Raw genomic sequence first — 14,197 nt, forward strand, 5'->3', positions numbered from 1 at the left:
TGAATTCTGCGGGCAAGGACATCAAAAAAATGTTTACTGTGGCAGACAGTAGGCTAATAAATTTACAAATTTTAGAATTAAGGTGGTATTAACTGAGCGTTGTATGCGCTTTTGTAATATACAAGCTTTATCCAAACGAAAAACTGTATTGTATAAGTTGACAGTTTGGAGTCAAAAAAATTGGTTGATGGCAAATTTAATCAAAAGCATCTATTTAATTAAGAGCCAAAACCAAGTGATTGTTCTCTTGCCTTGCTACGTTCATTAAACTCTGGAGGTATAGTCATGTCCGTTCGCCTATATATAGGCAATTTGCCAAAAGAAGAAATAGATCGTCAAGACCTGCAAGCAGTTTTTGCGGCAGAAGGCGATGCTGTTACCACAAAACTAATTAAAGACCGGAAAACTGGTAAATGTCGTGGTTTTGGGTTCTTAACCGTCAACAATGACGAACAAGCTGATCAAATTATTGAAAAATATAATGGTCAGATGTTCAAAGATACCCCAATTAAGCTAGAAAAAGCATTGCCCCGCACCAAGGGTGATGAAGGCGAAGAGCAAGCGCCTAAAGCTGCTGCACATAGCAATCCTACTCCTAGCAGCAATAAAGAAAGCAATCGTCGTGACAAAGGCTCTAAGAAGTCTAAACGCAGCAGTGGTGGGCGCGAAAGTAGCACATCAACTGACTCAGATGCAATTCGTCCAGATCCCCGTTGGGCATCGGAACTAGAAAAGCTCAAGCAGATGTTAGCAGCACAAACAACCAATTAAGACTAGCAAGGAGAAATTAAAAATTAAAAATCAACTTTCTGGTTTTTAATTTTTAATTGTCCATGAGTCTTGCTCGACTAAATCCAAGATTACTGGCAGCTATGATTGACAGAGTGTAAACCCATAGCGGTGATTTAATATGTTGGGCGGTTTTCCCGATTTGTAGGGGCGCTTTGGTGCAGCTTCTCAAAAAGTAGCAACTGCTGTGATTAAGGTAGTTGACTAAAAAACAAGTTACATAGTGAGTGGCATTTTTGTATATTTTAAGCACACAAGGGCAGAATTATACAGATATGTCAAACTATGACAACAATTGCATATTTTACCGCCAGATGCGATCGCCTTGGTTCAACTTAACTAAGTGTGTCTAGATCTTCCAGAGTTCCGAACGCCAGCGTGAGGAACATTTATATTCTTAAACTAGTATAGGCGTAGCGATATCACGTCTTTACTAGTTTTGTTTATAGAAAATAATCTGATCAACAAAAGTTAAAACAGTGTTGCGTATACATTGTGAAGTGAGATAAATACTTGTAAAAATTACTATGGAAATATTACTGAACTGCTGAAGCAGTTGATATAGAGGCAGGCAAGCTTTCTGCCTCCTTTACTATATAAGCAAGTAATCACTTTAACTACAAAAGATCAAGGATGTAGAGCTATATAGCTTGATAGTCAGCTACGATCAATTTAAGAATTTTTGGCTACAAGCTCCAGACTAATGACTTTATCCAATGAATTGTGGGTAGCTAATCAAGATTTAGGGCAAGCTTGTCTAGAGCATCCTTTCGTGCAAGGTATCGCTGATGGTAGTCTTGAACCAACCAAATTTGCTTACTATGTAGGACAAGATGCTTTCTTTTTAGAAGCTTTCGCCCGTGCTTATAGCATCGCCGCAGCTAAAGCACCAGACTGGAAAGGATTTACCATATTTCACCACTTAGTTAGTGGAGTTTTAGCAGAGTTACAACTACATCAAGGTTATGCAGCCAAGTGGGGAGTTGATTTGCGCTCAGTAGAACCAGGCGCAGCTACCCGGCGTTATACAGATTTTTTATTAGCCACAGCTTGGAGTAGCGATGTTGGGATAACTGCGGCGGCGATGTCACCCTGTATGCGGCTGTATGCCTTTTTAGGAGAACGGTTAGCTTGTAATGGTATTCCTAATCATCACTATGCAGATTGGATTATCACCTACAGTGGTACGGATTTTCAACCACTCACACAACAATTAGAAACTTTGGTGGATAACTACGCCACTAATAACGCTTTAGTTCATTCAACTTACCGTTACGCTATGCTTTGCGAACGGGAATTTTTTCAAGCTGCGTGGATAATATAGCAAGTTTATGATTTTTCACCTCCACTAATAAAGTCACTATGAAAGCAGAAGCAGAAAGCGATCGCAGGCTCACTTGTGAAGTAGAAACTACCTTGAAGGTAATTGGCGGACGTTGGAAAGTTTTAATTATTAGGGAATTAATCACTGGTGTGAAACGCTTTGGTGAATTGCAACGAGCCTTACCAGGAATTACCCAAAAGATGTTAACTCAGCAACTGAGAGAAATGGAAGAGGATGGGATAGTACATCGACAAGTTTATGCTCAAATACCTCCCAAAGTAGAATATTCACTCACTCCTTTAGGAGAAAGTCTAAAACCTATCCTTTATGCGATGCACAACTGGGCTGTTGAGCATTTATCTCACATCAGCAACCAACACAAACTGTAAAATATATTATTTAATTATTTTGTAAATATTCAATTGCTGCTGCTAATTTTGAGGGATAGCCTTCAGCAAAACTTTCAAACCATAATCCTTCTGGTGACAGAGGATCTAATTTTTTCAACCATTCTTTTGCTTTTTTTTGCAAAACTTCTAATTGTTGAGCTTTGATTTTTTCTTGTCGAATGCGTTCTTGTTCGCGTTCTTGTTGTCTTTGCAACTCCTCAATGGCGGCTTGTTCTTCAACATCAGCTTTTACTTCCGCCAAAATGTTATCGATGATAGATTGTGATTTAGATGGTGTTGAAATGAATGGTGAGATTACATCTGGTTTAGATTGTTGTGGTGTAGGTGCGGGTTTTGCTGGATCATATTCCGCTTTGATTTGAGCTAAAAGTTGATCAATAGAGTCCATTTTTGTTCGTTGATTATGATAGCGATCGCTCTAATGAATAATTAACCGCAGATGCACGCGGATCAAATCGAGAAACTATGATAATAACAGTGTTGGGTTTTTCACTTAATCGTTAATAGCGTTGAGTAGAACTTCGGACAAACTTAAATCTTCCATATCTTCCATTGTAATGGTGTCGCAGATATCGAATTTTGCCCCAGCGCTTTGTAGTTCATCATCTAATACTTTGAGAAACCGAGTAGCTTGTTGATCGGAACCAACTTGAATAAAGGAAATTCCTAATTCTTCGTCTTTGTCCATTCGCCGAGAAGCTTCAATAATTACGCGCATCACTGCTTTGCGGTCATCTGGTTCACCATCAGTTACTACTAAAATTGTTTCTCCGTTTGACTTTGTTTGTCCAGAAGACTTACGTTGAAAATAATCATCCGTAGCGTGTTTTAAGACAGCAGCTAAGTCTGTAGTTCCTGATGGATCATTTTCTTGGAAAATTTGGGTAACTTTACTAGTAGTGACATTTTCATAGCGCTTAAATCTTCCCGAAAACACATAAACAGTAATACCATCGGGATCAAATTGTTCACACTTACTAGCTAAAGCTAAAGTAGATTCTTGGGCTGCAACCCAGCGGCTTCTACCGCCTTTTTGGTCTGGGGTTGCCATACTGCCACTTTTATCAATAATTAAAGTGTAATCTCGGTTTTCAAGCATAATAAATTTCTCCAATTAGTTATATACCATTCGTCATTTGTTAATACAGAAAATAGACTTAGAATTTGTTAAAAAACGACATTGAGTAACTATTGTTCACACTTTCTGGCTAAAGCTAGAGAAAATGCTTGAGCTATCCCCTATCTACTTCTATCACCAACCTGATCAGGGGTAAATATACTACCGCTTTTGTCTATGATTAAGGTATAGTTGCGATCGCTCATCATATCTGCCTCAAAAATTGTTACCTTGTGCTACTAGTCTAATCTACGAGTCTTGTAACTTTGCAAGCCTTTTAGAGATAAGTTAAAGGATGTAACATAAATTTTGTAAGAGTACAAAACTCCTCATCATTATTAACTTTCAAATTTTCTTCTCAGCACCGACTCGTAAACGCAAGCAGAAGCCTCACCGTCAAAAAGCTATAGTCAAAAAGTTATAGCGATCGCACACAAATTCTAGCGCAGTCTACCGCAGGCGATCGCTTTTTCAGCGTTCCTTGAGTGGCACTCACAGCTACACTTCGTCCAAGGTAGAGGTACTATAGATTCTATCCTCGTTTAGTAAGATGATGAGGCTTATTGATAAATTTTGAGGTCAGTCAGGTGAGCCAGAGCCGAAACATCTTTCACCTGCGTTTCTGAAAGATCTAGCTCTTTGAGGTCAGTCAGGTGAACCAGAGCGTAAACATTGCTCACCTGTACTCTTGAAAGATATAGCTTTTTAAGGTTAGTCAGGTGAGCCAGCGCAGAAACATCGCTCACCGGTGTGAATGAAAGACCTAGCTCTTTGAGGCTGGTCAGGTGAGCCAGCGCAGAAACATCGCTCACCGATGTGAATGAAAGACTTAGCTCTTTGAGGCTGGTCAGATGAGCCAGCGCAGAAACATCACTCACCTGCGTGAATGAAAGATCTACAGATGTAAGGTTCGTCAGATGAGTCAGAGCGGAAACATCGCTTACCCGCGTGCATGAAAGATTTAGCTCTTTGAGGTTCGTCAGATGAGTCAGAGCGGAAACATCGCTTACCTGCGTGAATGAAAGATATAGCTCTTTAAGGTTTGTTAGGTGAGCCAGAGCGGAAACATCCCTCACCTGCGTGTTTGAAATATCTAGCCTTGTGAGGTTGGTCAGGTGAGCCAGAGTGGAAACATCGCTTACCTGCGTGTTTGAAAGATTTAACGATGTAAGGTTGGTCATGTGAGCCAGAACGGAAACATCCCTCACCTGCGTGTTTGAAATATCTAGTCTTGTGACGTTGTTTAAATTAGACAACGGATTTAAGTCACGTAATTTTCTTGAAATTGAAATCGGAATTAAGCCGCTTATTTTAACATGTTTTCTAATAACTGATATTTGGCTCCAATCATCAACAAAACTTGCTAGTTCTTGACCAACTGTCAGAGTCCAATCATCTAAAAACTCTTTCAGAAGATCGCTGGCTTTCTGGTTACCAATTAAGCCCAACGTTCGCACACAGGCTGCACGTTCTGCTGCTTTCCAACCTATTTGTTTTTTCAGATAAGGTATAATCGCTTCACCACAGGATGCTAAAGCTGCGGCATCCGTCATATTTTGGGGTGGTAAAAGCTGTTTTGACAACTGAGTAAAGGTTTGGCTAATTCCTGAATCATTTAGCTGATAGGCATTTGTATAACAGCGCAGAAAAAAGAACTGCTGTGATCTGATTTTTGCTGCTTTTAATCGGTCTTCTTTTTTCCGTACTTTAGAGGGAGCATTTAAAGGAGTTTTTTCAAGAATTGCTCTTACAAGCTCAGTAGCAAACCTAGAACCATCTCGTGGTAGTGCAACAGCAAACAAAATTACAGGTTGCCAGGAAGCTTCATCAGTGTGATTTGCTAACGTCTGAACATCACCGATATTAACAAAACGTTCGGCCGCTAGAAACTCTTTTAAAGTGTTGTGCAGAAATTCAATTCTTTGCTCACTTGATTCCTGAAGCATACCACTGCGCTCAACAAGTGCTTTACGAATAGCAGTGGCGTTGATGTTAGGATGTTTGTAGCTTCCTAACGCTTCAGTAATTTGCTGATCTGCTTCAGCTTCAGTAATTGCAGATACACCTAAACTAACCATGTGGTAAGCAAGTTGAGACAGCAATCCTTTACGAACCCGAAATTCTAATCCTCCATAGACTTCATCAATCCACTTTTGAGCTTCAAGACTCAGACGTTCTTTGTCGCGGCGATCAAGCAGCATTTCGCACAGCTTTTCGCATAAATCAACAGGTGTTTCTGGAAGGTTCTCATTTCTTGCCCTATGAAGCGCACAAACTACAGCACAAAGCAAAGGATTACTGGTGAGTCGAGCTACAGCAGGGGTGTTCTCAAGTCGCTGCTTTAAGCGTTGTGCCAAAGGTCGTAAATCTTCAGGTTCATTCCAATTTCGTAAACGAACCTCCATTGCATCATGCCACTTATCAATGAAAGTATCACGGTCAGCAGGGTTCATCGGTTCAACCCGCGCAGATTCAAACTCAAGTTCAATAAACTCTTTTGGTTCGACTGCTTCGGGACGGGTTGTAGCTATATAGTAATTATTGGGATAGGCATTAATCAAATCACGGATTTCTTGCATTATTTTATCCCGTGCTTGTTTCGGCACTTCATCCAAGCCGTCAAACATCACCAAAGCACGACCACTGGTTAAGACATTATCAATCCAATTGGCGGGAGGATCAGGTAGTTCTTTTGCCAGTAACAGAGGAAATTCGCTGGGACGTGGCAATTCACCTTTAGTGTAATCCCGTAAGCGAATAATAAAAGGAATTTTTTCTCGCCAATCACCATAATTAGTTAAAAATTGAGTATTAGTTTCTCCATCAAGCTTAATCAATGGTGATTTTTGTCTTCCTATGTCTCTAGATATAAGTTCATTTTTGGCTGATTGAACGGCAGCCCAACGCAAGAGCGTTGTTTTTCCGCTACCAGCGACTCCACGTATCAGCAACCGCTTTTTATCACAAAGATTATCAAAAACTTGCTCTGCTGGAAATGTAGTTTGATCTGTATCTGTTAATTGGTTATCATCATTTTCTAATTCTTCTGCTTCTGTAATCTCCTCATCTTCATCGGACAAATTCAAAGATACATACGAAACAGTCAGCGAATATTCCTTCGATTCTCTGGGTACATCAATACCAAAAAGCTGCACATAATCTAACTTATTAGCGACAGCTTTACGATAACGAATTTCATAATCTTCCGCTCGCTCAACTTGACTTTCAGAAGTAATTTCAATCGGAATATTATCTATTAATGCTTCTACGGCAGAGTTAGAGTTTTTTTTTGCAGCTACAGAATTACAAATCGTTTCCATCCAAGGCTTTAAATGTGTTAAAGGCCAAAATCCTTGGTTATCTGTCCGATTAGCAATAAGGCGGGGAGTCCACCCTCCACCTATAGAATCGTATTGGCGTAACCAAACCTCACCAGTTCCTTGTTCAAAATCAAGCCGCACAATGTTATAGCCATTGTTTTTGCTATCAGACCATTCATGACAAGCACCTGCTGATATAACCGTGTGTCCGGTTGAAGCATCAGGTCGCACCCATCCCCTATGTTCATGACCATGCAGTACAAACTGATAATCTCGTTGGAGGAAATCTCCAAACTCAGGATTTTCATCAGGAAACAACCAGTTAGAAGGATGATGTAGCAGAGCTATCTTGAAGTCACTAGGCGGTATCTGTTGATTTAGAGTTTCAAGCTGAAAACGACCAGCCATCCAAAGCCGTCCCATCTCTTCTCGACCAACTCCTCTAGATGACCAAGCTGAATTAAACCCAGCAATACCTACACGTAACCCATCAAACTCTCTTGCATCAGCATAAATTAAGCGATCGCGTCCTGTCAGGAGATGCTCGTACTCATAAGTCTGAAGAAAATGAGCATAATCATCTAAACGTCCAAGAAGTTGCTTCCAGTTAGTTCCTACACTTTGGATACAATGAGTAATATCATCTAAGTTTCTCTTTTCACTAAGTAACCATTCTGTCTCAAAATCAGTTATTCGCTGTCGATTCACATCATGATTACCCGGTACAAGAAAAAGGTTTCGTTGCTCAATTACTGGCTCAAAAGATTCTCGAACTGCTGTTAAGAAATCATGCGCTTCACGAAATTGTTCAGCTATTGATTTTCCGCCACCTTCCCCAATGTGACCAAACGCTGCATCACCCGTAAAAAAAATTAAATCTGGTCTTAACCCATACTGCTTCTGCATCTTTTTAAGATCTTTGCAGAGAGTATCAGTCACTCGTTTAGCATCCCAACCAGTTCGCGGTTTACAAGCATGAAGATCCGAAAGATGCAGCCAAGTCAGTGTTTGAGTCATTAAAAAAATTCCTTATTAACCAGCCTCAAATTAAGGGAATTACCTTCCAAGCAATTAGGAGAAAAATAATTTCTAGAATGTAACTTATAAATACAGTGGGATTTAGCAAGCCGTCCCAAAGATAACCTTTCCGTTTGGGTACAGTAACTCGTTTCAATGAATAACTCCAGCTATTAAAGATGGCAGGCCCTCTCAATTTACAGGTTTCCAAGAGAATTGTTTCAATTTCACCAACACGGGGATAAAATCCACGCTGAAAATGCTTCCACTGACTCTCTAAAACCCAAAAAAAGATAGGAATGGCACAGCCAAGCAAAGCAATAAGGCTCTTATTCTGTTGCAGTGCAAACAGAATCACAGCACCAGTACCAGTGATTCCAAGGGCTTTAATTGCCCAAATCTGCTTATTGTAATCTTCAATAGTGTTTTGCAGGAAAAAATATTCCTGCTTCAATAGCTCCATCTCAAAATTATCCAAGTCGTTACTATTGGAAAAGGTAGAAGGTTGGGAATCAGACATTAGCCCTACAGTAATAACACTTACTACCTATAACATACAACCTGAAAAATCTGACAAGTATAAACCTATATTGTATTGTTACAGTAAAATTAATGATAAACAAGTATTGACTGATCAATCTGTAATTGCATTCATCAATACATCTGCAAGACTCATATCTTCTAAATCTTCTAAAGTGATGGTATCGCAGATATCAAATTTAGCGCCGACACCTTGCAATTGATCATCTAAAGCTTTGAGAAACTTAGTTGCTTGAGCATCTGAGCCTACTTGAATGATCGATATTCCTAATTCTTCATCTCGCTCCATTTGACGAGTTGCTTGGATAATTACTTCAAATACTGCTTTGCGATCATCAGGTTCACCATCGGTAATGACTAATATAGTTTCACCATTGGCTTTGGTTTTACCTGCGGCTTTACGTTGAAAATAATTATTAGTTGCATCCTGGAGGACACCAGCTAAGTTGGTGGTACCTGCGGGGTCATTTTCGAGGAAAATCTGGGCTACTTTAGCTGAGGTTACATCATCATAACGTTTGAATTTGCCAGAAAATACATAAACTGTAATGCCATCTGGGTCAAATTGTTCACATTTTCGGGCTAAAGCGAGAGTAGATTCTTGAGCTATCTCCCATCTACTTCTACCACCTACCTGGTCAGGTGTAGACATACTACCGCTTTTGTCCAGGATTAATGTATAGTCGCGATCGCTCATCATAATTTTCCTCTAAATTTCTACCCTGTGCTAAATCTAGTCTAATGACGAAAAAGCACAAATACCAATGCTTTTAGATATAAGTCAAACTACGTAACATAAGTTTTAGATATTCTAGGCATTGAGTGAATGTTTAATAGACTCAATGCCTGTCTAATCTAGCGAATTTCTGCTAAATCAAGCCACTCATCATAGGATGAATCATATCCCTGGTAATGAACAAAGTATTGCTGACCACGAATTTCCTCAATTGTGGCACTATACCATTCTTCGTTTTCTTCGTCCCAGCATTTTACTTTTTGACCAACTGCAAATCCATTATCATCAGATGATTCTAGGGCGCGAATCCGAATCGCATCCTCGCCAACCCACTCATCAGAAGATGAACCATAGCCAACATAATTAATAAAGAATTGGTCATCTTTAATTTTCTGAATTGTGGCTTTGTACCATTCTTCGTCTTCTTCGTCCCAAACTTCTACTGTGCTATTCACTCCATACTGGGTAGGAGTATCTGACTTAGATTTGGTTGCAGATGAAGTATCTTGCTGTTGTGGCTTTTTGGCTTCTTCGGCAATTTCTGCTTTAACTAAAGTATGAGCTTGTAAAATTATGCTGCGGGCGACGGTTTGAATGCCAGTATGCTCAAAATAATTTGTAGTTTGATCTAAGAATGCAGCGACAAAATCTAAATTATCGTCAGCAATCTGCACAAAACTACTTAAACCATTAGCAACTGATTGGGGTGTGATACCTGTCTTGGTGACTAAGTTATTCATCCAACCTTGGACAGAGTTAAAACCTTGGGCAATAAAACCAACTTTATCTGAAGGAGTATTTCCTGGTAGAGAGCTATTGACAGCTTGAAAGATGGGATTTTGAGCGATTGCATTACCAGCATCAGCACCACTAATCAGTTCCTGAATTTTAATCAAGAAGTCGGGGCCTAAAGGTAAAATACCATCTATACAAACCAATGCAGCCATCCGCATCAGGGAAGCGTTTTGATAGTTATTCGCTAGGATATTGGCAAATTCTTGGGGGTTGGGTTGGGGAATCCCGTTGATTTTGCAGAAGGCGATGATTTCGACAGCAATTTTGAGAACTAAGTCAATTGTTTGGGTGACATCGGCTTTGGGCGTAATATTGCCTAAAAAAGAGAGAAAACTAATTTTTTCGCTCACTTTGTTAGCTAAAGCCGCAGTTCCCATTGCTGCATCGGCTTTGTCGATGATTTGATAAAGTTTGATGGCTGCTTGATAGCCGTGTTGTGGGTCTACATATATACTATCGGCGCGATCGCGGATTCTTTTAATCACGTTAGCATCTGTTTCGCCAGTAATCGCACGGACTGTATTATCAAAACCCACCAAATTATCCCACTGCCCAGGTGCTACATAATCAAGAGCTTTTAAAACTTTGACAGTAATATTATCGCTGGGTAACTCGTCAACCAACTGAACAATGGTTTTATCCATAAGTAAGTCCTTGTATTGTGAAACAAAACCTTAATTGCTAGAGTTCCCTAACTAGGCATAAAAGTAACTTTGTTTCCCCAGACAAACTCTCGATATCTCTAAATACCTCTTGATTTCAGACATCTAAAAAGCACTGTAAAATATTGGCATTAGTCCCCAAGCCCACAAGCGACACTTTAACCATGATGGTTCTAGCCGCACCCCAGCGCCAAACCCCTGTCGTCACTTGGGAAAAACTCCCAGATGATTTTATTCTGCCCGACGATCCAGTGGAAAATATTCAACAACCGTTTTTAGCAGCAGCTTTAACAGAAGCTTTAGCTACAGCTAATCGCATTCAACCTCAAATGTTAGTTGCATCTAATTTTGGCCTCGTCGCCAATATTAATCAAAAAACTGTTGTTAAAGCACCAGATTGGTTATATGTACCCAGTGTCTCACCAGTAGGTACAGGTGTAATTCGGCGCAGCTATACACCCAACATAGAAGGTGAAAACATTGCTGTGGTGATGGAGTTTCTATCCGATTCCGACAACGGGGAATATTCCATTCGTCCCACCTTTCCCTATGGGAAACTCTACTTTTACGAACAAATCTTACAAGTTCCCGTCTATGCAATTTTCAACCCTTACGAAGTGAGTTTAGAAGTCCTGCGTCTGGAAAATGGACGATATGTTTTGCAACAACCTACAGAATCAGGACAATTTTGGATTCCTGAAATGGAATTATTTTTAGGAATTTGGCGAGGTACTCGCTTAGGAATGAATATTTGTTGGTTGCGGTGGTGGGATGAAGCAGGTAATTTATTGCTGTGGAGTTCTGAACAAGCCGAACAAGAACGTCAAAGGGCTGAACAAGAACACCAGCGTGCGGAACAAGAACGTCAACGTGCGGATGATGCGATCGCTCAATTAGAAATTGAACGTCAGCGTCAAGCAGTATTATTAGCAAAGCTGCGAGAATTGGGGATAGATCCAGAGTGAAACAATTTTGGCTGAATGCTTTTTCCACAAAAAAACTCCCTCAGATTGACTGAGAGAGGGTGGAGAAGGAGTATTTAGTGATGAGATATCTATGCAGGGTGAGTTATAGGTTGACCTTGCAAAAGTTGAATAATTGCTGCTTTTTCTAAAATACCCACCAGAACGCCATTTTCTCGAATTACAGCTAAGGCTGAGAGTTTTTGTTGTTCCAGTAGCTGGATGACTTCTAAGAGGGGTTGATCTGATTTTACTGTGTTGGATGCAGCAACTGGGCGCATGATTTCTTGAACCTGAGTTTCTGTCCACTGTGCGGTGGGAACGGTGCGTAGATCATCTAGAGTAACTGCACCGACTAATTGTCCCGCATCATCTGTGACTAAGAAGCGTCGCCAGTCTTGTTTGTGAAGAATCTGTTCATCAGCAAATTCTCTTAAGCTGAGGTTTGCAGAGATGATGGGGCTATGATTATTAACGACATCTGCGGCGGTTAAGCCATCTAGTTTTTCTTGGACTCTAGCAAATTGGGCTGAATTCCCTGCATTTTGCAGCAAGAAGAAACCGATTAACAAGTTCCAAACATTAGCCAAGCTGCCAAAGAATACTAGAGGAATTATCCCAGAAGCGATCGCCACCCAACCAAAGATTTGTCCAACTCGGCTGGCAAAACTCACACCTTTATAAGGATTACCTGTAATTTTCCAAACAAGAGCTTTGAGGATATTACCGCCATCTAAAGGCAAGCCAGGAATCAAGTTAAACAGTGCTAAAGCTAAGTTAACAGAAGCTAAAACACCAAGAACCGCCGCAAGTGGCCCCGATACCGCAGTTGTTACACCCAATATCGTCACGATTCCACATAATAGTAAGCTGACTAACGGCCCGGCGATCGCAATCCAAAAAGCGCCTGCGGGAGTATTCGATTCTTTTTCGAGATTTGCTAAACCACCAAAGATAAACAATGTAATCGATTTAACATCAATTCCTTGGCGCAAAGCAACAAAACTATGTCCTAATTCGTGGGCGACGACAGAACCAAACAATAACAGCGCTGTCATCAATCCTAGTAGCAAAGCTAACCCCCCAGACAGATAGGGAAATTGGGCTGAAAGTCCACTACTATAGCTCCAGGTTACTAAGCCAAGAACCAAAAACCAGGACGGATGGATGTAAAATGGAATCCCGAAGAGATTACCAACGCGAATTGTGCCATTCATGTCGTTCACCTTTGAATGCTGGCGAGAGATTGACTTTTACTCTCGATGTATTCAGTGTAACGAAACGTAACAAATATTAAAATCAACTAAGAGTTGTGCTTACCGTCCTTAAAGGTGCGGTTTACCAATTTTGGATTTTTTAGTAGAGAACAGGTAACAGGATTAAAAGTCTGGGTTGTGACTAGAGATGAGAACTTCCGTAAAATATCTCTCAAACTCTCACTCTCTGCGCCTCTGCGTGAGATATTGGTACCACCTTCACAATCTTCTCCACCGCATCCACCATTACCCGCGATAGTCCAAACATCTCAATTACTGCGGCATTAGTTGTCAAGTGCGTACTAACATTTGCTACTTGATATTGACTTTCTTCTGTAGCCAAAGTTGCGGGCAAAATTAACTGATCTCCCAAATGCTCATCTACAGGCGCACCAGTTTGGTGAAAATTCAGCAGTTGTTCGCAAGCAATTTCTGCCACTTTTTCCGATGACATCCGCCACCGCCCAAACCCACCAAATCCCGTCAAACTATTCTCATATTCAGCCGTGAGAAAAATCCCTGCTCCCGGTGCAACACCTTTTTCTCGTAAAGCTTGTACAGTAACCTTTAATCCTGCTGTACCTAATATTTTCTCAGCCCGGTTAGCCATACGTTGAGGAATATGAGCAGGTAATTCCGTCACCACCGCCAGCCCCCGGACTTGGCGTAAATTGCCGCGCTCTAGTAAATGTATGCTACCGAGTTGAGTCCCACCACTCACCTGCAATTCTACCTCTCCACCACCTTGGGGATACCACCCCCACGCACCTAATTTGACAGATGCTTTGATTCCCATACCCTTGAGCATCGGCAGATATACCTGCTCAATATATGTCATCGTTGGGCTAAAGATGACATGAGTTCCACCGCGCAAAGTTACCTGAGAATCACCATTGGCTAAAGCTAAAGGTAAAAGAATTGTTTGTAAAACTAAAGTAATTGCCCCAGCCGAACCACCTTCTAGCACTTCACTGACATCAAAAGTATAGCTTCCCGCCTGCACTGGACTACTAGGAATAAATTCCAGCATCATCGAACCCAAAGCATCGCCCTGTATTTGAGCCTGACAAATCTTAGCCGCCGCCCGAACTGCTGTGAGGTGTTGTGGCGCTAACCCCGGTTTTTTGCGTCCGGCGCGAATATTGGCAATACGAACTGGTTCACCTGTGATAGCAGCTAAACTTAAGCAAGTACGGAGAACTTGTCCGCCTCCCTCCCCGTAGGAACCGTCAATGTCAATCATGAGCAGTGTTTAGATGATGGATGTTG

General features: G+C 40.9%; 12 protein-coding genes. 4 read left to right on the forward strand and 8 right to left on the reverse strand.

The genetic code is table 11. The annotated features are described in order from the left end of the window. The first annotated feature begins 285 nt into the window (after positions 1-285). The 3 genes from AC504W_RS02615 (at position 286) to AC504W_RS02625 (ending at position 2,502) form a co-directional block, all read left to right on the forward strand. On the forward strand, positions 286-771 hold the full coding sequence (locus AC504W_RS02615) for an RNA recognition motif domain-containing protein (protein WP_096584168.1): 486 nt from the start codon (positions 286-288) through the stop codon (positions 769-771). 721 nt (positions 772-1,492) lie between these two features. Then, positions 1,493-2,113, forward strand: a complete 621-nt coding sequence (locus tag AC504W_RS02620) for a TenA family protein (RefSeq protein WP_494876089.1) — start codon at positions 1,493-1,495, stop codon at positions 2,111-2,113. 38 nt (positions 2,114-2,151) lie between these two features. After that, positions 2,152-2,502: a winged helix-turn-helix transcriptional regulator gene (locus AC504W_RS02625; RefSeq protein ID WP_494876090.1), complete on the forward strand. Its 351-nt coding sequence runs from the start codon at positions 2,152-2,154 to the stop codon at positions 2,500-2,502. A gap of 10 nt (positions 2,503-2,512) precedes the next feature. On the opposite strand, the gene AC504W_RS02630 is transcribed toward AC504W_RS02625, so the two are convergent. The 6 genes from AC504W_RS02630 to AC504W_RS02655 form a co-directional block, all read right to left on the reverse strand. After that, the gene (locus AC504W_RS02630) at positions 2,513-2,911 is read right to left on the reverse strand and encodes a salt stress protein, Slr1339 family (RefSeq protein WP_494876091.1); all 399 of its coding nucleotides are present in this window, start codon (positions 2,909-2,911) and stop codon (positions 2,513-2,515) included. Positions 2,912-3,016: 105 nt separating this feature from the next. Then, positions 3,017-3,622: a vWA domain-containing protein gene (locus tag AC504W_RS02635; RefSeq protein ID WP_494876093.1), complete on the reverse strand. Its 606-nt coding sequence runs from the start codon at positions 3,620-3,622 to the stop codon at positions 3,017-3,019. Between the two features lie 578 nt (positions 3,623-4,200). Next, on the reverse strand, positions 4,201-7,977 hold the full coding sequence (locus AC504W_RS02640) for a leucine-rich repeat domain-containing protein (protein WP_494876094.1): 3,777 nt from the start codon (positions 7,975-7,977) through the stop codon (positions 4,201-4,203). Positions 7,978-8,002: 25 nt separating this feature from the next. Continuing rightward, positions 8,003-8,497 (reverse strand): hypothetical protein, encoded by a 495-nt coding sequence (locus AC504W_RS02645; RefSeq protein WP_494876095.1) that lies wholly within the window; start codon positions 8,495-8,497, stop codon positions 8,003-8,005. 114 nt (positions 8,498-8,611) lie between these two features. Beyond that, a complete protein-coding gene (locus AC504W_RS02650; RefSeq protein WP_096584154.1) occupies positions 8,612-9,217 on the reverse strand; it encodes a vWA domain-containing protein in 606 nt (201 codons plus the stop codon). 155 nt (positions 9,218-9,372) lie between these two features. Further along, entirely contained in the window at positions 9,373-10,692 is a 1,320-nt protein-coding gene (locus tag AC504W_RS02655) for a Tudor-knot domain-containing protein (protein ID WP_494876096.1), read from the reverse strand. A 185-nt stretch (positions 10,693-10,877) separates the two neighbouring features. On the opposite strand from AC504W_RS02655, the gene AC504W_RS02660 reads away from it, so the two are divergent. Further along, positions 10,878-11,675, forward strand: a complete 798-nt coding sequence (locus tag AC504W_RS02660) for a Uma2 family endonuclease (RefSeq protein ID WP_494878537.1) — start codon at positions 10,878-10,880, stop codon at positions 11,673-11,675. Positions 11,676-11,764: 89 nt separating this feature from the next. On the opposite strand, the gene AC504W_RS02665 is transcribed toward AC504W_RS02660, so the two are convergent. Both AC504W_RS02665 and rtcA read right to left on the reverse strand, forming a co-directional pair. Then, positions 11,765-12,889 carry a site-2 protease family protein gene (locus AC504W_RS02665; protein WP_494876097.1) on the reverse strand — a complete coding sequence of 375 codons (1,125 nt, stop codon included), beginning with the start codon at positions 12,887-12,889 and terminating at the stop codon, positions 11,765-11,767. Between the two features lie 211 nt (positions 12,890-13,100). Next, positions 13,101-14,171 (reverse strand): RNA 3'-terminal phosphate cyclase, encoded by a 1,071-nt coding sequence (gene rtcA / locus AC504W_RS02670; protein WP_494876099.1) that lies wholly within the window; start codon positions 14,169-14,171, stop codon positions 13,101-13,103. Positions 14,172-14,197 lie beyond the last annotated feature (26 nt).

The organism is Nostoc sp. C96 (assembly GCF_059384975.1).

Coding starts and splice junctions, on each gene's coding strand:
- AC504W_RS02615 (WP_096584168.1), top strand. CDS start 286: ATGTCCGTTCGCCTATATATAGGCAATTTGCCAAAAGAAGAAATAGAT.
- AC504W_RS02620 (WP_494876089.1), top strand. CDS start 1,493: ATGACTTTATCCAATGAATTGTGGGTAGCTAATCAAGATTTAGGGCAA.
- AC504W_RS02625 (WP_494876090.1), top strand. CDS start 2,152: ATGAAAGCAGAAGCAGAAAGCGATCGCAGGCTCACTTGTGAAGTAGAA.
- AC504W_RS02630 (WP_494876091.1), bottom strand. CDS start 2,911: ATGGACTCTATTGATCAACTTTTAGCTCAAATCAAAGCGGAATATGAT.
- AC504W_RS02635 (WP_494876093.1), bottom strand. CDS start 3,622: ATGCTTGAAAACCGAGATTACACTTTAATTATTGATAAAAGTGGCAGT.
- AC504W_RS02640 (WP_494876094.1), bottom strand. CDS start 7,977: ATGACTCAAACACTGACTTGGCTGCATCTTTCGGATCTTCATGCTTGT.
- AC504W_RS02645 (WP_494876095.1), bottom strand. CDS start 8,497: ATGTCTGATTCCCAACCTTCTACCTTTTCCAATAGTAACGACTTGGAT.
- AC504W_RS02650 (WP_096584154.1), bottom strand. CDS start 9,217: ATGATGAGCGATCGCGACTATACATTAATCCTGGACAAAAGCGGTAGT.
- AC504W_RS02655 (WP_494876096.1), bottom strand. CDS start 10,692: ATGGATAAAACCATTGTTCAGTTGGTTGACGAGTTACCCAGCGATAAT.
- AC504W_RS02660 (WP_494878537.1), top strand. CDS start 10,878: ATGGTTCTAGCCGCACCCCAGCGCCAAACCCCTGTCGTCACTTGGGAA.
- AC504W_RS02665 (WP_494876097.1), bottom strand. CDS start 12,889: ATGAATGGCACAATTCGCGTTGGTAATCTCTTCGGGATTCCATTTTAC.
- rtcA (WP_494876099.1), bottom strand. CDS start 14,171: ATGATTGACATTGACGGTTCCTACGGGGAGGGAGGCGGACAAGTTCTC.